Source organism: Paenibacillus sp. MAEPY2, assembly GCF_000499205.1.
Lineage (GTDB): Bacteria > Bacillota > Bacilli > Paenibacillales > Paenibacillaceae > Paenibacillus > Paenibacillus vandeheii.
In genome coordinates this window covers 19090-40433 of the sequence record NZ_AWUK01000029.1, presented here as the reverse complement: position 1 = coordinate 40433, position 21344 = coordinate 19090, and the positions used below count along the sequence as shown (strand labels likewise).

The following is a 21344-nucleotide window of genomic DNA, read 5'->3' as shown; positions in this document are numbered from 1 at the left end:
TGAAGTGTCCAGCCAAATGATGTGGAAAACATTTCTATGATGAATTTTACATAAAAGCAATATAGAATTCATTAAATTCCACAAGTCCTTTTATATACTTAGTTTGTTTGACTCAGCGAACTAAAAGGACTAGGTGGTCGTTTAAATGTTAAAAAAACGAGACTTGCACGAATGCCACTCACTGTATGATTTAATGCTGGACCCCGCAGTTTTTCCTTATGTTCGTCATAAGTGCCGATCTTATGAAGAATATTTATTCGTAACCAAGCAGGTGGTTGTTGAAGAAGAGCAAAACATATGTATTTCAAGAACGATCCTTAATGAGCTGGGACATCCCATCGGTACCATTGATCTATATCAAATCGATAATAAGACGGGGTTTCTTGCCACTTGGATTGGAGCTCCTTATTTTGGAAAAGGCTACAACCAACGAGCAAAGGAAGCCTTCTTTGCAGAATTGTTTCTGCAATATGAAATTGAAACGGTATTTCTGAAAATTCGCAAACAAAACATCCGATCCAACAAAGCGGTTGGAAAATTACCGTATGTCAAATTAGCAAATGATATATACCCGGAGATATATGAATCGATAAATTATGCCGAACAGATCTATGATTTATATTATGTGGAGCGAGCAGGCTTTCTAACAGGCAGTGAAGAAATGCAGCATGTCGTAGCAACATAAGCCTGCCTTTTATTCAAGATATGGCTTGACTTGAAATGAAGCGAGGGTTCTCATAGAAGCACATGCCCCTTGGTTTACCAAAGAGAAGCTGGAGAAGAAGTTAGAGTCCAAGGAGCCTTTTCCACAAGTTCATAGGGGCCAAGGGGAATAATAGCGACAAGTTGAAAAAATAGAATAATTTGGTTTAAATTGAATTTACTTTAAATATACATATCGTTTATACTGTATCCATCTGGAAGGAACTGCTTACATACACGAAACGAGGCATACAATATCAAATTATGAAAGCGCTTTTTTTTAGAGTTGGTAATCGTATGAAAGAGAGAAGGTCAACTTCCTAGAGCGTAGTAAAGAGGTTAAACGGTTGGGAGTGAAGCGAACAACGATATTGTTATTAAGTTTAAAGGAGGAATTTATAATGTTCAAAGCCAAACTGGTAAAGGCAGCAATGTCTGTTGCACTCTTTAGCACGTTGTTCTCCATACCGGTGATGCCTACCGTCAGCGCCGCCGATGCCAACTGTCCAAACGGTTATGTAGGCCTGACGTTTGATGATGGCCCCAGCGGCAACACAACAAACGTGCTCAATGCGTTAAAGCAGGCAGGTCTGCGGGCTACGATGTTTAATGTAGGGCAAAGCGCCCAAAATAATCAATCTCTTGTCAGCGCACAGGTGGCAGCAGGCATGTGGATCGGCAACCACTCCTATACGCATCCTGATATGACGACATTGAGCAGCTCCCAGATGTCATCGGAAATCACCCGGACACAGCAGACCATCCAGTCGATAACCGGAAGTTCACCGAAGTTTTTCCGTCCGCCTTACGGCGCGACCAATGCTACTCTAAAATCTGTCCTCAGCCAAAATGGTTTAACCGAAGTGTTGTGGAACGTGGATTCTCAGGACTGGAATGGCGCCTCCACCGCCCAGATCGTAGCTGCCATAAACAGAATGCAAAACGGTGACGTTATTCTGATGCATGACCAGTATCAAACGACATTGCAAGCGATTCCGCAGATAGCACAAAACCTGAAGAGCCGTGGTCTTTGCTCCGGTATGATCTCTTCGAGCACTGGCCGGGCTATCGCGCCTGACGGTGGTACAACCATTCCTCCAAGTACCGGGACGAAAGTGGAAGCCGAGAATATGACCAAAGGCGGCCAGTATACTGGTAATATTAGCTCGCCGTTTAACGGAGTTGTTCTTTACGCCAATAATGATTTGGTCAAATACACACAGTATTTTGCAAGCGGCACTCATAATTTCTCACTCCGTGGTGCTTCGAATAATTCCAATATGGCCCGAGTCGATTTGAAGATTGGCAGCCAAACGAAGGGAACCTTTTACTTCGGAGGAAGCAGTCCCGCGGTTTACACCCTTAACAATATCAGCCATGGGACCGGAAACCAGGAGATTCAACTCGTTGTAACCGCTGATGACGGAACATGGGATGTATATATCGACTATTTAGAGATTAACTGAATAATCAGAGTGGTTAAACTAATCTAGAATTTTTGATTTAAGATAGGATATGTATTCAAATGAAATCCTGTCGGGTCCGACCCGACGGGATTTTCAAGGTGCTCCTGGCGATGAATTATAGTAGATAGATGGGATATAAAGTAGAAATGCAGGAAAATGGAAAATTAAAGTCGAAAGAAGAGATATAACAGTTATGTATAAAACAAGTTGTGTGCTGGTCGCTGAAATATATATTTCTGGGGTGATGTAATGGATATCAAAAAAATAGAGACTCTATCCAATGAAGATTGGCTTCAACTTGGAAGCTTTGCATATAAATCCACTCAAAAATATGATCTTACCAAAGAAGAGATGCAAGGCTCCTTAAGTATGCATTTAACGTTAATAAATTTGGATGACATTTACGAAAAAGAAGAATTGAACAGTACAGAAGATTTGGAACGATATGAAGAAATCATAAAAATGGGATTTTCTTATGGAATATTTATAGATGGGAAAATCATAGCGCTCGCCATTTCAGAACCACAACATTGGAATAATACGCTGATGATATGGCATTTGCAGGTTAATGAGACATACATAAGAAAAGGATATGGGAGGCTGCTGATCAATAAAGTGAATGAGATTGCTCAGGAACAAGGCTTCAGAGCTATCACGTTAGAAACCCAGAATACGAATGTTCCAGCCATTCATTTTTACATACAATGTGGTTATCAAATAGAAGGAATTGATGTATCACTATATTCAAATAATCCGAGCAAAAACGAAGAAATAGCTTTGTATATGAGAAAGAAGTTCAAGTAAGATAACTGGGTATTATCATGAAAACGCTTAAACTATGATGTTTGATGAGGAGAGAATACACATGATTACGCTCAGAAAAATAACACTAGATAACCGACGTTCTATATTTAACTTGGAAGTTTCAGAAGAACAGCGACAATATGTTGCTTCGAATCTTTCAAGCGTAGCATCATGTTATGTCCTGGCAACCAATGGTGGCACCCCATTCCCGCTTGCGATTTACGCAGATGAACAACCCGTAGGTTTTGTCATGATAACTTATGGAATCACAGGTTATGATCTTCCTGTCATTGCTGATAATAGCTATTGTATTTTGCGACTGATGATTGATAAACAGCACCAGAGCATGGGCTATGGTCGTGAAGCATTTAAGAAAATATTGGAGTTTATTCGAACTTTCCCAGCTGGACCTGCACGTTATTGTTGGATTCCATATAGTCCTGATAACTTGGCTGCCAAAAAGCTATATGAGGGCTTTGGATTCCATGAAAATGGTGAAGTGTGCCACGACGAGCTCATAACCGTATTGGAACTTTGAATTCTATTTTTAGAGGGGGATTCTATAACAAAGTTTCACGCTCAGTCTAATAGCTCGAACTTCCCTGTGTCGTAAAGTAGAAGTTCAACAGTTGTATTTTTTTACCATACGTGATAACGTGATATTAAAACCAACTATTTTAGTATGAAATGTATTTTGGAGGTATAAAAAAATGGCTAATATCGCGAAGAACCTCACAGATCTGATTGGTAATACACCACTATTGGAGCTTTCTAATTTAGCGAGAAAGTACCAAGTTGAGGCGAAAATCATTGCCAAATTGGAATACTTTAATCCAGCAGGTAGTGTAAAAGATAGAATCGGATATGGAATGATTAAAGACGCTGAAGAGAAAGGCTTAATTAACCAAAATTCAGTGATAATAGAACCGACGAGCGGAAATACAGGTGTAGGGCTTGCTTTTGCAGCTGCAGCATTAGGATACAGATTAATCATAACACTTCCTGAGAGTTTCAGTGTAGAACGTAGGAAGCTTTTGATCGCTTTGGGAGCAGAACTAGTTCTTACACCTGCCACAGAAGGAATGTCTGGAGCCATCAAAAAGGCTGAAGAAATAGCAGCTGCAATTCCTAATTCATTTATACCTCAACAGTTTAAAAATCCAGCAAATCCACAAGTACATAAGGTAACAACCGCAGAAGAGATTTGGAGAGATACTGAAGGCAAAGTGGATATTTTTATTGGTGGAGTGGGTACAGGCGGAACCATATCTGGAGTTGGTGAAGCACTTAAACAAAGGAAAGAAAATGTGGAAATTATAGCTGTAGAGCCTTCGGATTCCCCGGTACTCTCTGGAGGGACTAAAGGAGTGCATTCAATTCAAGGAATTGGTGCCGGTTTTGTTCCAGACAATTTTAATAGATCTGTAGTTGATGAGATCGTACAGGTGAGAAATGAAGATGCTTTTGAAACAGCGCATTTGTTAGCTAAATCCGAAGGATTATTAGTTGGAATTTCGTCTGGTGCTGCTGCTTATGCAGCAGTAAAAATTGCAAAAAGGCCAGAGAATAAAAATAAAAGTATAGTTGTTCTATTCCCGGATACAGGGGAACGATATTTATCAACAGGCCTTTATTCTGAGGCATAAGATGAACTTAATGAGCCGCCCTCATTACTTTTTATCGCTTCGTTGATGTTTTCTTTGGAGAAATTTAGGGGTGAGGGGTCAAAAACGAAATAAGTAAACATTAAACCGTGTGGTATTAACAAAAATATAGAAAGGGTGAACGCGATGACTGTTGGTAGAAAGGTTTTTGTTTTAAAGGATGAATCACGTATTGATCCCATAAGTAAGGAAACTAGAGAAGTGCTCATTAGCATATACTATCCTTCCAATCCCGTGGAACATGAGTCGAAGTATACTTCGTTATTTGAACCTAATACTTCTCTAGCTGTTGATATGCTCTGTAGTATGGGCATTGATAGAGATTATATTTGTAAGCTGGATACAAAAATACATAATGATGAGAGTGTGGATATTACTGCTAAAAACTGTCCCATTATTGTTATAGCTCCGGCTTTTGGTGTAGTTAGAGATATGTATTCCTTTTGTGTAGAACATTTAGTGGAGTCTGGATTTGCTGTTATTACTGTAGGAGCGACTCATGAATCTATATTCTCCATTTTTCCTGACGGTCGCTTTGTCCAGCAATCCAATGAGATATCCGAAATAGACAGTTTAGATATCCATTCTTGGGAACAATTATTGAAGCTTAGAATTGAAGATATTCGTTGGGTTGTGAGAAATGTAGATGAGGTCTTGGATTCAGTTAAGGATCTTAGGGCTATAGTCGATGTGAATGAAATGGGGATCATTGGTCATTCATTGGGTGGGGCTGCTGCTTATGAATTGCTCAAAAGAGACAAGAGAATTAAGGCTAGTATTCTATTAGACCCTAGTTTTCATTTAATAACGGCGAGTAAAGATGAAGGAATATCTGTTCCGTTATTGGTAGCTCGACAAGAAAAATGCTCGTTTGAAGAACTGGAAAGTGAAATTTCACCCGAGCTGTTACCTTTGTTACTGAGTGGGTATGAGTCTCTATTTAACTCAAGAGATCTGAATAGTTCATTTATAAAACTAAACGATGCTTATCATATGACTTTTAGCGACATCCCGATACATTACAATGAAAATGGGATAGAAGACAAGCATTCTACTATTAATAAGTGTATTACTGCTTTCTTTGAGGAGCATTTAAAGAAGAAAGAAAATAAATTTCGTGAACTGCTGAAAAATAAGTTTGAAGATGGAATTGATCAAATAAATAGTAAAGGACAAGTTATTTAAGGGGGACTAGAGATGTTTAGATAACACACGCTTAAAATTTTTGAAGGTAGTTCGCATTCATGAGGAGGAATGACGCGTGGAATTAAATAATTGGTCTGAGGAACTTTATTCTTATGATTTATCTAATGAATATTCCATTCAAAAGGCTGATCCCGAAGAATGGGGAGTGTATTGTTCTGTCTATTATAATATGGCCTATACTGGATTTTTTAAAGGAGAAGGCTTCAATGTTTCGCGGAATAACTCTTTTTGGATTTATAAAGGAGATTCAAAAATCGGTGGGGTAAGAATGGCACCCAATACGTTATATCATCTATTCTTTATTCCCCCATTCAATGATTCATTTGAGGTACTGAAGCTTCTTAAAAAAATACTTATAAAATGGTCTGATCCAACTCAACGTATCAAGGTATATGAAATTCTCCCCGATCAAGTACATATATTTACGAGGGCTGGATTCTGGCCAGATGAGTTTAGATGCCGCTGGATGCAGCGCCCTACAGATCATTTCAATGTGCATTGGGATCCTGATCTTATGATTAAGAGCCCCGAAATTATCGAAAATGAAACGGGGACTAAGCAATACAGTAATGAAGATGAAATCGCTCTGTGTGACTTTGAAAGCTTTGTAGGCGGTTTTGAAGCCTTACGCAGAAAGAAGACATCTCTTGAAGACTTTATCCCGAACGAAGAAGTCCATTATACCAATGAGAACCTAACTCAAGCCTCTACCCTGGTATATGATAAGGTTACTGGACAGCTTGTAGCTAACTGTCGCCTATGTTTACAGGACAATCAAGCAGCAGTTTACAGCATAGGAGTCAACCCCGCTTACAGAGGAAAAGGACTTGCTACGCGCATGCTGCAAAGAGCACTGACTGAACTTAAAGACAAGTATCCAGTTCTACAGTTATATGTCATGGAAGGCAACGATGCTGAATCAGTCTATTTTAATCTTGGATTTGTTCCAGGTGTTCAAGAGATACAAACAATGTATCTACCTGTAAATTGAATAGTCACGGTTCCTGTTGCTGTAGGAAGGATGGATGGTAACTATTGGAGACTATCTTAATGTTGGTAGTGTCTTTGTTTCTTGGTATTTTTGTTGTGAAAATCGGAATGGATAATTCAAAGAGTAACCAGTACACCAAAGAAATATTGCAAGAATTAAGAGAAATCAAGGAGATTCTAAGGGATGAACGTTGACGAATTTCTAGGAGGAGTTAGGGTGCTTTATGATTTAAAAGGCGAAGCTAGTATGTACCTGTTGTTGGGATACTATTTTTCTGCGCTTAAAGAAAATATCCAACGACCCCGACGCTTACTAATGAACAATGAGAACCCAGCAATCGTATTGCATATGCCTTTGAGCAGCTAACAGTTCATAGAAAAAAGCCGAGTATGTGAAGAAACAAAGGAGGTGATTCCATTGGTAAACCAATAAAATGAGAAAATCTAAATGTTGATTCAAATAAGCATGCAGATTTTCTCTCTTATGGATCAAGAATTTACTATAGAGGAGAATGAACATGCTAAATCAATTAAGTGAAACGATCTATTATCTATCTAACCAAAATAACAAAGAAAGACCGACATTAGGGTTAGTGTGCGGTGATAAATACAGCCTTGTTGTTGATGGTGGGAATTCGGTTCAACATGCCAGGGATTTCTTATATGAAATAGAGAAGTTAAACGTTCCACCCGTTAAATATGTGGTCATCACGCATGCACATTGGGATCATTTTTTAGGCATGAATGAATACGGAGCTACGATTATTATGAATAGTCTAACTAGCCAAAAGATGAATGAGTGGAGGAACTATTCTTATGATGACCGCTCTCTTCAGGAGTATGTGGATTCCAAGAAGATGACTTCACATTGTATGGAGACGATACAAAATGAAATACCGGAGAGAGAGACATTTCAGTTATGTCCCCCGGATATTACTTTTGAAAAGTCTCTCCATCTGGACTTGGGCAATAAATTTTGTGTGCTTGAGACCATTCAAAGTACGCATACGGATGACTCAACAGTTGTGTTCATTCCGGATGAAAAGGTGATATTTCTAGGCGATAGTGTGTATTGCACAACGACAAACGCTTTGTATCATTTTAAACAGTCTCATTTATTGCCTATGATAGAAGATATTCAGAAATATGATGCTACGCATTTTCTTCTTGGTCATGAATCGATCTGTGACTTGGAGGAGATGGATAAATATTATAAAGAGCTCATCTTAGCCAATAATGCTGTGAAATCAACATCCTTAGAGGAAGCGATTGAGCGATTTGAGGCAGCCAATGAACGAAAAGCAAATGACGATGAGCTTTTTTTCTTACAAGGATTTGTGAATGATCAGATATTACAATCAAAAGCAACGGAATAAATGAATATCCATGAGGGCCCATTTCAATTGATCTGTCCGAAATTCTCTGATATACTTTTCGCATGATATTTGATTGGGGGTTACTCAGATGGCAATGCTGAATTGCTCGTTAGCTAGAAATAACTCATGCAAAGCCTGATCGGGGGCGATACTTTGCGTGGGGTGCGATAGTTTAGATTTTTTCGCCCATACTTAATTTTATCGTTTCTAATAACAGGCTTTGCCCTTATTGAATTTTTTATGAATAATAAGGAGCTGAAAGCTATGAGTACATCATTTATTAGAAACCACCAATATAATCTGATTAAAAGACAAGCTGAATTTGTTCGCAAAACGTTTCAATCCGCCGCGGACCGCAGGGTTCTGGAGACCGTGAGATACAGTGCTGCAACAAACATCATTGCAGCATTTACGGAACTGACAGAGAATCAGCAGCAACTGCTGGAGCAAATTTCGTCACTGGGGACAACAGATGATTTCCAAAGGTATTTGAAAACGTTAGAACCTTACCTGGAGTTGTATCCACCGATTACGTTGAAGCAAATTCAGAAGTTATTTCCGAAGAACAAAAAGATGAAAATGCCTGATCTACAATCCATTGATTTTCGTTATGTAACGTATCTGAGCTGGATAGATATTGCTACAAACAAATTATTCATTGTATATCCGTTCGAAGGACAGTTTATCGGTATTGAGGGGAGAATAACGCCGACACACAAGAAGGGGTATTGCCTATTCTGTAATCGGCATCAAGAGCTTGCCTTCTTCACGGTTAAAACCAAGAACGCTCTACCGGATAATTATTCTGCGATTGGTCAATACGTATGCATGGAGAACCAAGGATGTAATCACAGCATTACCAATACAGAATCGCTGGAGAAGTTCATTCTCTCCGTTCGTAAATAAGGTTATAACAAGTAAAGGGCTGCCTGCGAAGGTGGCCTTTTTTGCTTACGTATGTTTCCACAGAGGTGTTCAGAAAACATTGGAAAAAAAGGTTGATCATTGTTATTGTTAACATGTAGTCATACATAGGAATCTCAAAATCATTTATTTAACACTTACAAAGGAGAAACAATATGACGGTCGTTGGAATATTGGGGACGATTCATAATACAGAATTAAGAGAGAAATATCATAGCTCACTTACCTTGTATCAGGATTTGATTACAGAATTCAACCCGGATATTATCTGTGGTGAAGTGCATCCCATAAGTTGGAAGAAGTATAACGTGGATAAACAGGATAAGGGATACTGGGGAGAGCCGGCCAGTGAGTATTGGGAGCTTGTCTTTCCATTGTGCGAGGAACGGAATATAGAGTTTGTGCCGATAGACTGGTTTGAGTTAGATGTCTGGAATGATTTTGATCCCTTTAACGGCTTCACAGAAGAGGAGCGCAAAGCGTTGGAGAAGATCGATGATGAATGGTTTGCTAAACAAATGAATACATATGACGTTGGATCGATTCCCTTTAACTCGGTTGCGTTTGATACTATGACCAAACAAAAATATGAATGGCTGGATAAGATTAATCCAAAAGCCAATAACTTTAGATGGATCGTACGAAATCAGATTATGATTCAACGTGTGAAGAACACATATCATTTAAATCCGGGTAAGAAAATTCTATGTGTTGTGGGAGCAGATCATAATTATATTTTCAAAGAGGAATTGAGTAATGAACCGATTGAATTGATATATCCTTTACGATAGTTCAATCCAAATACTATGAACCTTTAGGAGGCTTATGCCATGATCAGATTGTGCAATAGCATGGATACGGATGCAATGATTGAGATCATTAATGATGCAGCAAAGGCATACCATGGAGTGATTCCTGAGGATCGCTATCATGAACCCTATATGTCATTGGAAGAATTGAAACAGGAAATCAGTGATGACGTCGTATTTTGGGGTTTTGAAGATGATCATAGATTATGGGGCGTTATGGGAATTCAGGATAAAGGCGATGTTGCTTTAATTCGGCATGCGTATGTAAGAACTCACCAACGGGGGAGCGGAATCGGCACAAAGCTGTTGGCTCATCTGGTGGCCTCAACCGATAAACCGATATTAATAGGAACGTGGGATTCCGCAGAATGGGCTATCAAATTCTATTTGAAGAATGGTTTTAACCTTGTTTCATCGGAGGAAAAGAAGCGGTTATTAACACAATACTGGAACGTTCCCGAAAGACAAATCGAAACCTCTGTTGTTTTATGTGACGGGAAGTGGAACACTTCTCGGAATTAGAAAGCATTAATCGGAGATTTAATCGTAACTAATTGATGAGAGGTGCTTGTATGCTTTATCATTTTAGCGAGGTTTCAGATATCCAAGTCTTTGTTCCTAGGGAGAAACAAAACAGACCTGAATTTCCTGCAGTGGTGTGGGCCATTGATGAAGAGCATGAATATTCATATTACTTTCCAAGAGATTGCCCCAGAATCATCTGTAAAAAGACAAACACGATAAGTGATGAGAATAACGAGAAGTTTTTCAAACATTCTAATGCCAATATCATCGTTACGGTTGAAAGTTCATGGTTTCCAAAAATCACGAATCAGGTCATGTACAGGTATCATTTCGATGACACCAATTTCGAGCTTTTTGATCCAACGGCGGGATACTACATTTCTTATCGGGTTACCAAGCCTCTACATATAGACCGCATGGATGGTTTAATAGAGAGATTATTTAAGAAAGGAATTGAACTCAGATTTACTCCAAATCTGTACCCGCTGAGAGAGGCGATACTTACATCGGATTTCAATGAATTTGGAATACATAGATTCAATAATGCAACGAAAGTTTAGAGCGATTACTTTTACGCTATGATGTGATGGTACGAAATTATAAGGCGCTTACGACATGTTGTATAAGGATGGGATCATTTTTGGAAGCTAAGGGTGAGAAGATTTAGTGGTTTTAATGATTATGAATTTAAGGACAATAAATAAATTGATCCAGGTTTTAAAATCAAATATTTCTGATTTTATTGAAGTTCCTAAGTACATGTTTGTTAACGTGAACATCTCAACATTTTGATTAGCCTTTTACTGGAGGGTGACACTTTTGAAAGTACTGATTTGTGTTCTTATGTTATTTTTAGGTATTTCAGCATTCTTCCCGACATTTTTTCCTTGTTGGCTTTTTATGCGATTGATGGGAGTTGTGATGGGAATATTATCTCTTGGATTGGGACTATTTCATAATATGAATAAATTTAAAAATGTGTTTAAGCGCATATCCTCCAAGTTTTTTTGTGTCATTGCCGGTATAGGCTTAATATTGTTTTTTCTACCTGGAGTTATATCTGGTGTTCGGGATATAGGTCCATATCTCTCCAAAGAATACGTGAAAATAACAGGCATACCTCACTCTATAACATCAATGGGTAGGAAGTGGAGGGAGCAAACTATTGAAATTAATCAGATTGAATTGAACAATACACACGATATAGCTTGGCAGGAGCGAGATAAAAAATTGGAGATAATGTTTTTGCCCAGATCCAAGTATGTTATAAGTATTAAAGTCATTGAATAAGTCGATGGTACCCTAAGAGATTATGGAGCAATAAAATGACCAATTTAGCTATACCTTTATTCTATTTCGTATATAATAGAAATTCATATGAGTCTGTATAACTACATAACATCGCGAGGTGCACTAATCTTATGCCAACCATCTATGACTTTAGCGTAACCAAAACGAGTGGTGAACATTTCCCGCTCTATCAATACGAAGGAAAACCTGTACTGATCGTGAACACAGCGAGCAAGTGTAAGTACACACATCAATTCGACGACATGCAGAAGCTTTATGACCGGTATAAAGAGCAGGGGCTTCAGATCATTGGTTTCCCGTGTAACCAATTTGCGGAGCAAGAGCCGGGAAGCAGCGAAGAGGCAGAATCCTTCTGTCAGATTAACTATGGCGTGAAATTTCCCATGTTCTCCAAAATGGATGTCAACGGCGAAGCGGCGCATCCCTTATTTGACTTTTTGAAGAAGTCGGGACCTTTTGCAGGCTTTGATGATTCAGATGTACAAGCGAAACTGCTGAAGCTGATGGTGGCAGACAAAGCACCGGAATGGCTGCACGGGGATGCAATCAAGTGGAACTTCACGAAGTTTCTGATTGATGCCGAAGGAAATGTGGTCAAACGTTTTGAACCTGTTGACTCGATCGACGAGATCCAGGCGAGTATTGAACAGCTACTGTAAGTTATCTTTCACAATCTCAAGGGGCCATGACACGTACCGTGCATACTAACGGATATGTGCATGGCCCTCTATATTTCAAAACTCCGCCCAGTACTATCCGACATGATGTGAAACGGGTAAAATGGGAAGAAACCTCTCCAGAACAGGAGGTGCTTGAACGTGCCAAGTATCATGCAAATTAGTGGCCCAATGGAATATAACTATCGCTCTACTAACGCGTATGACCCTGGAGTGTCGGACGGATTTCATTCACATCCGCATTACGAGGTGTATTATTTTCATGAGGGAGAATGCACCTATCTTATTGGAGATCGAGTATACAACCTTGAACCGGGTGATCTGGTCCTCATGCATGGGATGACCCTTCATCGACCACATCCAATGCCGGGCAGGCCGTATGTGCGAACGACGCTGCATTTCGACCCTTCGGCTCTCCGCAGCAGTCTGCACCCGGATCGGGTCAGCGATGTACTGAGGCCGTTCGAAGAACTGAGAAACTGCCGCATCAATCTGACAGGGAATACCCGCTCCGAATTCGAAACCTTGCTGCTGAATCTTCATCAGCTTATGGTGAATCCGGGGGATTTCAAAGAGGAGCGCATGAACGTTCGATTATGTGATCTGCTGTATGTTATAGCTGGCATCTGCCGAGGCAGGGTCGAGGACCACAGTCCCTCTTCCGAGAAGGAGCGGCATGTACAGCATATCATTCGTTATGTGGACACCCATTACATGGAGGACATCGGTCTGGATGATCTGGCAAGTGAGCTTCATCTGTCCAAGCCTTATCTGGCAGGGCTGTTTAAAGAGATGACGGGCAGTACCATCTTTAAATATGTGTATGACCGCCGCATCAATCAGGCCAAGCTGTTATTCCAGTTTCAGCCGGAAATCAGTGTAACAGAAGCCAGCCGGTTGGCCGGGTTCAAACGGTTATCCCATTTCAGCCGAATGTTCAAACAAAGTGTAGGGTGTGCACCTGATCTGTACCGGAGTCGTTTACATCGATCCCTTGATTAGTGTAGGTTACGGTCCAGAGATTACCTACTGCACAGCCTGAGGAGGTTTATTCAATGCAATCTGAACAACCATTCAAGCTTCATTACCGAATTGGATCAGCTGATGCCGATTACCAATCTCAATGTCGTCCATCTGCCTTACTGGAGCATATGCAGTTGGCAGCAGACCGCGATTTAGCAGGCATGGGAGTTACCGTATCGCAGATGCTGGATCAGGGATTCGGATGGATGCTGTTAACGACAGATGTCACGATATTACGCCCAGCTCAATTGGAAGAAGAAATATCATTGCAGACGTGGCATAAAGAAAATAAAGGCGTGACCTGGTTAAGGGATTATATCCTTACAGATCGAGACGGAACACATCTGGCTGAGGCTCGCACGGCTTGGGCATTGGTCGATCTAAAGAGACGCAGGGTCGTCAGACCATCAGCTCTGCCTTTTGAGGTGAAATCGCATCCCGATTTATCATTGGGCGAACCTCCTGCCAAAGTGACGGTTCCCTCTGAACTGAGCTTGCAGGAACAATATCGTCTAACTGTACAATATAGCAGCACAGACAGTAATGGACACATGAATAATGCCAGATATGCAGACGTGTGTTGTGATGCGCTAACACAAGAGGAGCTGGCCGCAGGTATAATCCGTCTGCAAATATCATATCACCGTGAGATTCGCATGCAGGAGCAAATGATCGTTGAGCGTTCAGTGGTTACGGATGGAGTTGTGTGGTTCCGAGGAAGATTGGCAGAAGAGAATGAGAGTGTTATTTTTGAAGCCAAATTGAGCTTGGGGGATTTCACCACACCGCCCCTTGTTGAATGAATTACAATTGAATACAAGTAGATCCAAGTCAACCAGTCTGTTCTGGTTGGCTTTTTGCTTTTTGCCTCGTGATGCACACACGGAATGTACCTTTTACGTTCATCTCATATGTGCTCCGTGTTTAGAAGGCAGTCAGAAAAGGTAAAAGAAGGGTAAATGAAAATAGAGGAGGAATCACGAATGAAAGAGCGCACCCCGGATCAAAATAACAAGGATACACATCAGGATCGTTCCCATGATAATCCGGAGCAGTATCCGACAGAGAAGGAAAGTTTGCTTGATCGGCATGAAGAAGAACAGACGGTGGACCCCATTCCGATGGAAGATCTGAATATGGAGAAGCAGGAAGAGAAGAATAAGGATCAAACCAAGAGCAATTCCTCAACCGAAGAAAAATATCGAGCGGATTATCGCGAGTCGCAGTGATCAGATTCATTCTAAAGAATAAAAGTACATTTGGTGAAAATAAAATAGTTTGTTGACTAATGTATGTTACTATATTATAGTTACTGTGTTGGCAAATTAGGAAATACCAGTTTGGGAGGCGAATGTTTTATGTCTAAATCTTTCTTTGAAGCATTGAAAAACAGAAGATCTTATTATGGAATCAGCAAGGAATCCACAATCTCGGATGCTAAAATCCAGGAAATTGTGGAAGAAGCGGTGAAATACACTCCGACTTCATTCAACTCACAAACATCTCGCGCTGTAGTATTGCTTGGTGAACAACACGACAAACTGTGGAATCACACGGAAGAAATTTTGCGTGAAGTAGTTGGCAACGAAGAAGCATTCCAATCTACAGCTGAGAAAATGGCCGGATTCCGCAGCGGATACGGTACTGTACTTTTCTTCGAAGACAACAATGTGATCGCACAGCTTCAACAAAACTTTGCATCGTATGCGGATAACTTCCCGATCTGGGCGAACCAATCTAACGGTATGTTGCAACTGGTGATCTGGACAGCATTGGAGCAAGAAGGTCTGGGCGCATCCCTGCAGCATTATAACCCGTTGATTGACGAGAAGGTCAAATCGGAATGGAACATTCCCGAGAACTGGAGACTGATCGCTCAAATGCCATTCGGCAAACCTACTGCAACACCAGGCGAGAAAGAATTCCAACCGATTGAACAACGTGTAAAAGTACACAAGTAAGGCTTTCGCCTGAATTCGAATGTCGACCTTGATTGAAAATATTGAGGTACATCACTTCAGCGAATTTCCCAGTATTTAACCACATACGGCCTCGCTTCAATTTGATACGATTGTGTAGATCGTACTCCAATGAAGCGAGGCTTTTTGATGTGAATAATAGAATAAACAAACGTACCCGCCAAAAGCTATGGAATGCTGTATTGTGCGGTGTACTTGCAATAGGCTCAATCTCCATCGGTAACCCTGCAGCTCAAGCAGCAGCAGCTCAGCAGGTGTTCCAGGATACAACCTCCAGCTATGCGAAGGATGCCATTGCACATCTGGTCAAGGCGGGAATTGCTGCTGGAACCTCAGAGAATACGTTTGAACCCAAAAAGGCGGTAACTCGTGCTGAATTTGCAACATTTGCCGTCAGACTGCTAGGGTTGAAGCCCGTTAAGAACAATATTAATCCATATAACGATGTCAGTATCAACGCATGGTATTACGGCAATGTCGCAGCCATGACGAATCTTTCCATTCTTGAGGGCAAGAGTCAGGGAGTGTTCCAGCCAAACGCCTCCATCACTCGGGAAGAAGCAGCTGCACTATTAGTGAGGATGTTAAAACAATCCTCCAAATCAACGAATCTCCTGTCATCCACGTATAACGACGCAGGGGGGATATCCGATTGGGCGCGTCCTTATGTGCAGACCGTATATCAGCTTGGCTTAATGCGCGGCAGTGACGGCAAGTTTCGGCCGCATGACCAGGTGACCAGAGAAGAGGCAGCAGTGATGCTGGATGCCATTTTGCAAAAGAAAACCTGGTCAGACCAGCTGAAAAGCGAAGACCAGCTCGGTATTCAGCTGGGATGGCAATATAACTCCTCTACTGCTGAGTTCAAGAAACAGATTGAACAGTCGGAAGCAAACACACTCGTTCCTCGTTGGTTTTTCCTGAACAGCAGCATGAAAATCACGGATCTCACGGACACGTCGCTGTTATCCTGGGCATCTGCTACAGACAGACAGGTATGGCCATTGCTTGGCAATCGTTCGAACCCGGACCTTACCCACCAGATGTTATCCAGTTCAGCCAACCGGGCGGCTGTGATCTCACAAGTCACGTCGTATGTGAAAACATACAAACTGGATGGTATTAACGTGGATTTCGAGAACGTACTACCTGCTGATCGCGCAGGAATGACCGCATTTATCACCTCTCTGACAACGTCATTGCATGCCCTGGGAGCCGTCGTATCCGTGGATGTATCCCCCGATCTGGGGACAGACTGGACCGATGCATTTGATTATGCCCAATTGGGTGCCGTATCGGATTACATGGTACTGATGGGATATGAGGAACATTGGAACGGCGACCCACAAGCGGGGTCAGTGGCATCTCTTCCTTGGCTCGAAAAGTCTCTGGATACGATGCTCGCTGAGGTCGTTCGCGCCAAAACAATTCTGGCCCTGCCCTTATATACACGAGATTGGTCTTCCGTTAATCCGGCAGCCAGTTCATGGGATATCACCCTGGCAGAACAAGGAACACGTGCACGAGCTTCAGGTTCTGTGAGACGGTGGGATGCCTCTCTGGTCCAATATGTCATTGGATATAACAGTAACGGTACGCCAAGATATATATGGGCAGAGGACAGTCGTTCATTATCCGCGAAAGTAATAATGAGTGAAGAACGTAACATTGCCGGCTTAGCCTATTGGTATATGGGCGGAGAGACCACAGATGTATGGAATGCCATTTCGAACGCTTCACGATTTGAATCATACATTTTCTGAATTCCGGAATGATCATTCTTTCTTAAACTGACCCAAACGCACCGTTATTCAGACGGATGGTTTGGGTTATTTTATTTTGGTAAAAGCTAAGTTGTAACAGATAACGTTTGATTCTGGTTGATTGGTGTAAATGGATAGAAGGATAGTGAACTGTCCAATAACATATAAGAGATAGAAGCATAGGAGGGAGATGGAGCATGCGAGAGTATGATTGCATTATCGTAGGTGGAGGACTCGCAGGACTTCAGGCAGCTATTCAGATGGGGCGATACTCTTCCCATCGGGTGTTGGTGGTGGACGCAGGAGAAGGCAGATCAACGTTATGCCGAACCTATCATAATATTCTTGGTTTTCCTGATGGAGTATCCGGTGAAGAGCTGCGCACCAAAGGCAGAATGCAGGCAGAAGGGACTGGAGTAGCTTTTGAGAAAGACCGTATCATTAAAGCAGGACGCCGGGGAGAACAGATTCAACTGTTCGGCTCATCCGGCTCTGAATATATGGCAAAAACAGTCCTGCTGGCAACCGGACTAACGGACAGGATACCAGATATCCCGGGATTAACACCTACGTTGGGACGAACCGTATATGTGTGCCCGGATTGCGATGGATACGAGATTCAGGATCAGCGCACGATATTGCTGGGTGCAGGTGAAGCGGGTGCAAACATGGCTATGGTTTTAATTCAACGTACCACTGAGCTGCTATACATCAACCATGAGCAGTCACCCATCTCCGCTGAGCTTCATCGCAGCATGAAAGAGGCAGGCGTTCGTTATCTTGAGGCGGCCGTACAAGAAGTGCAGCAGATGGAGGATGGCCATATTACAGGTGTACTGACGGAAGATGGACAGATTTTTGAGTCGGAGCGTGGATTTATTGCGTTTGGAGGCAATCGTGTACATTATGAACTGGCAGAGCAGCTTGGAGCCGTCATCGCGGATAATAAACATGTGGAAGCCAACCCGCGCAGCATGCTGGCCGCACCTAATGTATGGATTGCAGGGGATCTCGGCCTGCACGCGGAACAAGCTACGGTTGCCATGGGCGAAGGTTCGATTGCAGCGATCTGGATTCACAAGGCATTACAGCAGATGAATAAGGAAAACGAAGTGAATCAGATCAAAACGCAAATTGTGAACGGACCGATTTCTCATTAATACAAACACCAACAATGCAAAAGTCCCCCCACCGTTATGACTAAGGCTGGAGGGACTTTTTGCGTTGTCGGAAACGGCTTGCCAAAGAATGATCTAAATTTACTTGCTGTTTGTATTGCGGGTCTCGTTTGTTTTGGCTTTGTGAGGGTGGGTGATGTTGTCGACAATATCTCCTACAGCTTCCTCGATCATGTCTGTCGGTCCAGGATTGTTAGGGTCCGGATGAAGAATGGTATTAACACCAGGTTCGAGATCCTTGTTTTTTCGCTCCTTTTTATGTTCGCTCATGGAAAATTCCTCCTTATTCAGGTATGTTTAAGGTGTTCCTTAACATATCCAATCCTTGTAATGTATATGTAAACGATTAACCAATGGAATTAAATTGAAACGTTATGTTTTAGGAGAGGTGGAGTCCATCTGTTCAAAAAGACGAGCATGCTCCTGTTACTTCTGATTTTATGTGTGTGGACATATTGGAGAACCGATAGTGATGATCAGAATCCGTATTTGATTACCGACTACAGCCGCCTGCATCCGGTTAAGGTTGAACGTATAGTGGAAGGGCGTGAAGAGCAGCAGCTCGTTGAACTGCTTCAGGATGCCCGAAAGCGAAATCTGACGATATCTATTGCCGGGCAGCGTCACAGTCAGGGAGGGCACACCTATTATAAGGACAGCATTGTCATAGACATGACCTCGTATAACAAAGTGCTGGAAGTTAATGTCGATGCCAAAAAGGTACGTATACAGGCTGGTGCAACCTGGGCTGATGTACAGCGAGCCATTAACCCCTATGGATTGGCGGTCAAAAATATGCAGTCCCAAAATATTTTTACCGTAGGCGGATCTATCAGTGTTAATGCACATGGCCGAGAGCTCCATCAGGGTTCCTTGATTCAAAGTGTCGATTCCTTTCGTCTATTGACGGCAGATGGTCAGATTCGGCAAGTGAGTCGCACCGAGAATGCCGAGCTTTTCCCGCTTGTACTTGGGGGTTACGGATTGTTTGGACTGATTCTGGACGTTACATTGACGTTAACGGATGATGAAGTCTATCGTCTCACGACGGAACAGGTGCAGGTTGAAGACTACCCATCTTATTTTCAAAAGAGCGTGCTTGGAGATCCGATGATGCAAATGCATCTGGCCCGAATTTCAGTTCAGCCTGGTGAAGGCTATTTTCGTGAAATGTACGCACTGAATTATGCCGTTGATTCAACGGCTTCATTGGATGATTATAATCATCTGGATGAACATGAAAGGGGTGTGCTTCTTAGCAAACTCCTGTTCAACCTGAACCGTGAATTTGAATGGGGCCGGGCCTGGTTTTGGCCGCTGCAAAAGCGTTACTTCGAGTCGCAGGAGGGCAAAAGATTGAGCCGCAACAATGCGATGGCTTCTGCGTCTGCTTTTATGGAATACCATCAGCCAGGCGAAAATGATCTGTTGCAGGAATATTTTATTCCGGTGGATACGTTCCCGGCATTTGTTCAGGAGATGGGAGAGATCGTTTCCCGGGAGCAGTTGGATTTGCTTAATATTACAGTTAGATATGTGAAACACGATGAAGAAGCTGTACTTTCATATGCAACGCAGGATATGTTCGGTCTTGTCTGTTTGTTTCACGCTTCGTTGTCCGAGGCAGAACAAGGAAAGTTCAAGGACCATATGCAGCAATTGATGGACGCCGTCCTTCGATATAACGGAACATATTATCTGCCCTATGCAGGTTACGCGTCTTCAGAACAGTTCGAACAGGCTTACCCACGGAAGAATGAGTTTTTTGCAGCCAAAGAAAAGTTTGACCCCAATCATCTTTTTATGAATTATTTTATGGAGCAGTATGGAGGAAATCATCCATGAATATCAAGTGGCTTGTTCGATCTCAAAGCATCGTTACGCTCGCATCGGGCATGATTTATCCGTATTATCTTTTGTTTCTCAAAAATCTGGGTAACAGCTTCTCCAAATACGGACTTGCTTTTGCTGTATTTACAATTGCCTCGGCTGCTGCTTCGCAATGGCTCGCTCCCCGAATGGATCGACATGCCAAGCAGTGGCTCATGGTAAGTTCGGTGGGGATGGCAGCAGCCATGATTGCCTTTCCGTGGGTCATTTCATACATCTGGGTGCTGCTACTGCAAATGTTGATGGGGATATGTAATGCGATGCAGCGAATGAGTGAGCGGGTATTGCTCGCGGATTATACGGTGGCTGGACAACGGGGCCCAGCTGTAGGTAACTATCATTTCTGGACATCCGCCGCGTCAGGATTTGCTGTTATTGTAGGCGGTATTCTGATCGATTGGCTGACAATCGATGTATTATTTTATCTCAGTGCCATTTTATATATGTGGGGAGCACTGGCAGTATGGCGATTACGAAGTATTTCTGATGAAGCAACAGAAAAATAAGGATACTTGGCTAAAGGATAGAAATGGTCTGATTAATCTCCAGCGAGAAGTTTATATTATAGATAACACTGGTATGATTAAGCAATTTGAGCAATTTGCTTAGTCCCCAAAACGAATTTTCTCAAGGAGGTTTTTCAAATGAATGAACATGTGATCCACAAAAATGGCCAAGTTTCAACTGACAAGGTTGACAATGCGATTGAGAAGATTGCACCTGAAGAAAGACAACAGATTTTACAGAACTTTGATTCTTTCAAAGAATATCTGGGCAAACGAATTGCAATGGGCGAATCGATTGGGCTGGGCGAAGAACAGATGGCCAAAATTGCCGAGAAGGTAGCCGACTATTTGGCAGCCCGCGAAGAACCACGTAACCGTGAAGAGAAGTTGCTGCAAGAACTGTGGAATGTCGGGAAAGAGGAAGAGCGTCACATGCTGGCTCACATGCTTGTGCGTCTGGCGCAAGGCTCAACCCCGAATCATTAAGATTGAGCTATAACTAAAAGCTAAGCCAAATAGAGACTCTGGATGCCAAGGCATACAGGGTTTCT

25 protein-coding genes are annotated in these 21344 nt (G+C 42.1%); 24 read left to right on the top strand and 1 reads right to left on the bottom strand.

Features of this window, described 5'->3' with window-relative positions; genetic code table 11:
• Nucleotides 1-145 precede the first annotated feature (145 nt).
• The 21 genes from P364_RS0121250 (at nt 146) to P364_RS0121145 (ending at nt 18379) form a co-directional block, all read left to right on the top strand.
• Complete coding sequence (locus P364_RS0121250; RefSeq protein ID WP_024632090.1) at nt 146-685, top strand: GNAT family N-acetyltransferase; 540 nt, start codon at nt 146-148, stop codon at nt 683-685.
• Between the two features lie 418 nt (nt 686-1103).
• Nucleotides 1104-2168 carry a polysaccharide deacetylase family protein gene (locus tag P364_RS0121245; RefSeq protein ID WP_024632089.1) on the top strand — a complete coding sequence of 355 codons (1065 nt, stop codon included), beginning with the start codon at nt 1104-1106 and terminating at the stop codon, nt 2166-2168.
• A 249-nt stretch (nt 2169-2417) separates the two neighbouring features.
• Entirely contained in the window at nt 2418-2972 is a 555-nt protein-coding gene (locus tag P364_RS0121240; RefSeq protein ID WP_024632088.1) for a GNAT family N-acetyltransferase, read from the top strand.
• Nucleotides 2973-3033: 61 nt separating this feature from the next.
• Nucleotides 3034-3510, top strand: a complete 477-nt coding sequence (locus tag P364_RS0121235; protein WP_024632087.1) for a GNAT family N-acetyltransferase — start codon at nt 3034-3036, stop codon at nt 3508-3510.
• Between the two features lie 172 nt (nt 3511-3682).
• Nucleotides 3683-4618 (top strand): cysteine synthase A, encoded by a 936-nt coding sequence (gene cysK / locus P364_RS0121230; protein ID WP_024632086.1) that lies wholly within the window; start codon nt 3683-3685, stop codon nt 4616-4618.
• A gap of 144 nt (nt 4619-4762) precedes the next feature.
• Nucleotides 4763-5821 carry an alpha/beta hydrolase gene (locus P364_RS0121225; protein ID WP_024632085.1) on the top strand — a complete coding sequence of 353 codons (1059 nt, stop codon included), beginning with the start codon at nt 4763-4765 and terminating at the stop codon, nt 5819-5821.
• Between the two features lie 76 nt (nt 5822-5897).
• The gene (locus P364_RS0121220; RefSeq protein WP_024632084.1) at nt 5898-6833 is read left to right on the top strand and encodes a GNAT family N-acetyltransferase; all 936 of its coding nucleotides are present in this window, start codon (nt 5898-5900) and stop codon (nt 6831-6833) included.
• 183 nt (nt 6834-7016) lie between these two features.
• Nucleotides 7017-7199: a hypothetical protein gene (locus tag P364_RS0121210; RefSeq protein WP_024632083.1), complete on the top strand. Its 183-nt coding sequence runs from the start codon at nt 7017-7019 to the stop codon at nt 7197-7199.
• A gap of 151 nt (nt 7200-7350) precedes the next feature.
• A complete protein-coding gene (locus P364_RS0121205) occupies nt 7351-8208 on the top strand; it encodes an MBL fold metallo-hydrolase (protein ID WP_024632082.1) in 858 nt (285 codons plus the stop codon).
• A gap of 264 nt (nt 8209-8472) precedes the next feature.
• A complete protein-coding gene (locus P364_RS0121200) occupies nt 8473-9114 on the top strand; it encodes a FusB/FusC family EF-G-binding protein (protein ID WP_024632081.1) in 642 nt (213 codons plus the stop codon).
• A gap of 173 nt (nt 9115-9287) precedes the next feature.
• Nucleotides 9288-9923: a hypothetical protein gene (locus tag P364_RS0121195; RefSeq protein ID WP_024632080.1), complete on the top strand. Its 636-nt coding sequence runs from the start codon at nt 9288-9290 to the stop codon at nt 9921-9923.
• 39 nt (nt 9924-9962) lie between these two features.
• Nucleotides 9963-10463 carry a GNAT family N-acetyltransferase gene (locus tag P364_RS0121190; protein WP_024632079.1) on the top strand — a complete coding sequence of 167 codons (501 nt, stop codon included), beginning with the start codon at nt 9963-9965 and terminating at the stop codon, nt 10461-10463.
• A 50-nt stretch (nt 10464-10513) separates the two neighbouring features.
• Nucleotides 10514-11026, top strand: a complete 513-nt coding sequence (locus P364_RS0121185; protein ID WP_024632078.1) for a DUF6886 family protein — start codon at nt 10514-10516, stop codon at nt 11024-11026.
• A gap of 259 nt (nt 11027-11285) precedes the next feature.
• Nucleotides 11286-11756 (top strand): hypothetical protein, encoded by a 471-nt coding sequence (locus P364_RS0121180; protein WP_024632077.1) that lies wholly within the window; start codon nt 11286-11288, stop codon nt 11754-11756.
• Nucleotides 11757-11887: 131 nt separating this feature from the next.
• Nucleotides 11888-12436, top strand: a complete 549-nt coding sequence (locus P364_RS0121175) for a glutathione peroxidase (protein ID WP_024632076.1) — start codon at nt 11888-11890, stop codon at nt 12434-12436.
• Nucleotides 12437-12595: 159 nt separating this feature from the next.
• A complete protein-coding gene (locus P364_RS0121170) occupies nt 12596-13456 on the top strand; it encodes an AraC family transcriptional regulator (RefSeq protein WP_024632075.1) in 861 nt (286 codons plus the stop codon).
• 53 nt (nt 13457-13509) lie between these two features.
• Nucleotides 13510-14280, top strand: a complete 771-nt coding sequence (locus tag P364_RS0121165) for an acyl-[acyl-carrier-protein] thioesterase (protein ID WP_024632074.1) — start codon at nt 13510-13512, stop codon at nt 14278-14280.
• Nucleotides 14281-14460: 180 nt separating this feature from the next.
• Nucleotides 14461-14706, top strand: coding sequence for a hypothetical protein (locus P364_RS0121160; protein ID WP_024632073.1), 246 nt, complete (start codon nt 14461-14463; stop codon nt 14704-14706).
• A gap of 129 nt (nt 14707-14835) precedes the next feature.
• A complete protein-coding gene (locus tag P364_RS0121155) occupies nt 14836-15438 on the top strand; it encodes a nitroreductase family protein (RefSeq protein WP_024632072.1) in 603 nt (200 codons plus the stop codon).
• Nucleotides 15439-15587: 149 nt separating this feature from the next.
• On the top strand, nt 15588-17219 hold the full coding sequence (locus P364_RS0121150) for an S-layer homology domain-containing protein (protein WP_024632071.1): 1632 nt from the start codon (nt 15588-15590) through the stop codon (nt 17217-17219).
• 197 nt (nt 17220-17416) lie between these two features.
• Entirely contained in the window at nt 17417-18379 is a 963-nt protein-coding gene (locus P364_RS0121145) for an NAD(P)/FAD-dependent oxidoreductase (RefSeq protein WP_024632070.1), read from the top strand.
• A 99-nt stretch (nt 18380-18478) separates the two neighbouring features.
• Here the strand turns inward: P364_RS0121145 and P364_RS0121140 are convergent, their stop codons facing one another.
• Nucleotides 18479-18667 (bottom strand): hypothetical protein, encoded by a 189-nt coding sequence (locus tag P364_RS0121140; RefSeq protein ID WP_024632069.1) that lies wholly within the window; start codon nt 18665-18667, stop codon nt 18479-18481.
• Between the two features lie 147 nt (nt 18668-18814).
• Here P364_RS0121140 and P364_RS0121135 point away from each other — a divergent pair, with 147 nt between their 5' ends.
• The 3 genes from P364_RS0121135 (at nt 18815) to P364_RS0121120 (ending at nt 21279) form a co-directional block, all read left to right on the top strand.
• Entirely contained in the window at nt 18815-20242 is a 1428-nt protein-coding gene (locus P364_RS0121135; protein ID WP_029881176.1) for an FAD-binding oxidoreductase, read from the top strand.
• Entirely contained in the window at nt 20239-20793 is a 555-nt protein-coding gene (locus tag P364_RS0121130) for an MFS transporter (protein ID WP_024632067.1), read from the top strand. The genes P364_RS0121135 and P364_RS0121130 overlap by 4 nt, the downstream gene beginning before the upstream one ends.
• A 138-nt stretch (nt 20794-20931) precedes the next feature.
• A complete protein-coding gene (locus tag P364_RS0121120; RefSeq protein ID WP_024632066.1) occupies nt 20932-21279 on the top strand; it encodes a DUF3243 domain-containing protein in 348 nt (115 codons plus the stop codon).
• Nucleotides 21280-21344 lie beyond the last annotated feature (65 nt).

Bases quoted from the DNA above. Each gene is read 5' to 3' on its own strand.
- P364_RS0121250 (WP_024632090.1), top strand. From the start codon at position 146: ATGTTAAAAAAACGAGACTTGCACGAATGCCACTCACTGTATGATTTA.
- P364_RS0121245 (WP_024632089.1), top strand. From the start codon at position 1,104: ATGTTCAAAGCCAAACTGGTAAAGGCAGCAATGTCTGTTGCACTCTTT.
- P364_RS0121240 (WP_024632088.1), top strand. From the start codon at position 2,418: ATGGATATCAAAAAAATAGAGACTCTATCCAATGAAGATTGGCTTCAA.
- P364_RS0121235 (WP_024632087.1), top strand. From the start codon at position 3,034: ATGATTACGCTCAGAAAAATAACACTAGATAACCGACGTTCTATATTT.
- cysK (WP_024632086.1), top strand. From the start codon at position 3,683: ATGGCTAATATCGCGAAGAACCTCACAGATCTGATTGGTAATACACCA.
- P364_RS0121225 (WP_024632085.1), top strand. From the start codon at position 4,763: ATGACTGTTGGTAGAAAGGTTTTTGTTTTAAAGGATGAATCACGTATT.
- P364_RS0121210 (WP_024632083.1), top strand. From the start codon at position 7,017: ATGAACGTTGACGAATTTCTAGGAGGAGTTAGGGTGCTTTATGATTTA.
- P364_RS0121205 (WP_024632082.1), top strand. From the start codon at position 7,351: ATGCTAAATCAATTAAGTGAAACGATCTATTATCTATCTAACCAAAAT.
- P364_RS0121200 (WP_024632081.1), top strand. From the start codon at position 8,473: ATGAGTACATCATTTATTAGAAACCACCAATATAATCTGATTAAAAGA.
- P364_RS0121195 (WP_024632080.1), top strand. From the start codon at position 9,288: ATGACGGTCGTTGGAATATTGGGGACGATTCATAATACAGAATTAAGA.
- P364_RS0121190 (WP_024632079.1), top strand. From the start codon at position 9,963: ATGATCAGATTGTGCAATAGCATGGATACGGATGCAATGATTGAGATC.
- P364_RS0121185 (WP_024632078.1), top strand. From the start codon at position 10,514: ATGCTTTATCATTTTAGCGAGGTTTCAGATATCCAAGTCTTTGTTCCT.
- P364_RS0121175 (WP_024632076.1), top strand. From the start codon at position 11,888: ATGCCAACCATCTATGACTTTAGCGTAACCAAAACGAGTGGTGAACAT.
- P364_RS0121165 (WP_024632074.1), top strand. From the start codon at position 13,510: ATGCAATCTGAACAACCATTCAAGCTTCATTACCGAATTGGATCAGCT.
- P364_RS0121160 (WP_024632073.1), top strand. From the start codon at position 14,461: ATGAAAGAGCGCACCCCGGATCAAAATAACAAGGATACACATCAGGAT.
- P364_RS0121155 (WP_024632072.1), top strand. From the start codon at position 14,836: ATGTCTAAATCTTTCTTTGAAGCATTGAAAAACAGAAGATCTTATTAT.
- P364_RS0121145 (WP_024632070.1), top strand. From the start codon at position 17,417: ATGCGAGAGTATGATTGCATTATCGTAGGTGGAGGACTCGCAGGACTT.
- P364_RS0121140 (WP_024632069.1), bottom strand. From the start codon at position 18,667: ATGAGCGAACATAAAAAGGAGCGAAAAAACAAGGATCTCGAACCTGGT.
- P364_RS0121135 (WP_029881176.1), top strand. From the start codon at position 18,815: ATGCTCCTGTTACTTCTGATTTTATGTGTGTGGACATATTGGAGAACC.
- P364_RS0121130 (WP_024632067.1), top strand. From the start codon at position 20,239: ATGAATATCAAGTGGCTTGTTCGATCTCAAAGCATCGTTACGCTCGCA.
- P364_RS0121120 (WP_024632066.1), top strand. From the start codon at position 20,932: ATGAATGAACATGTGATCCACAAAAATGGCCAAGTTTCAACTGACAAG.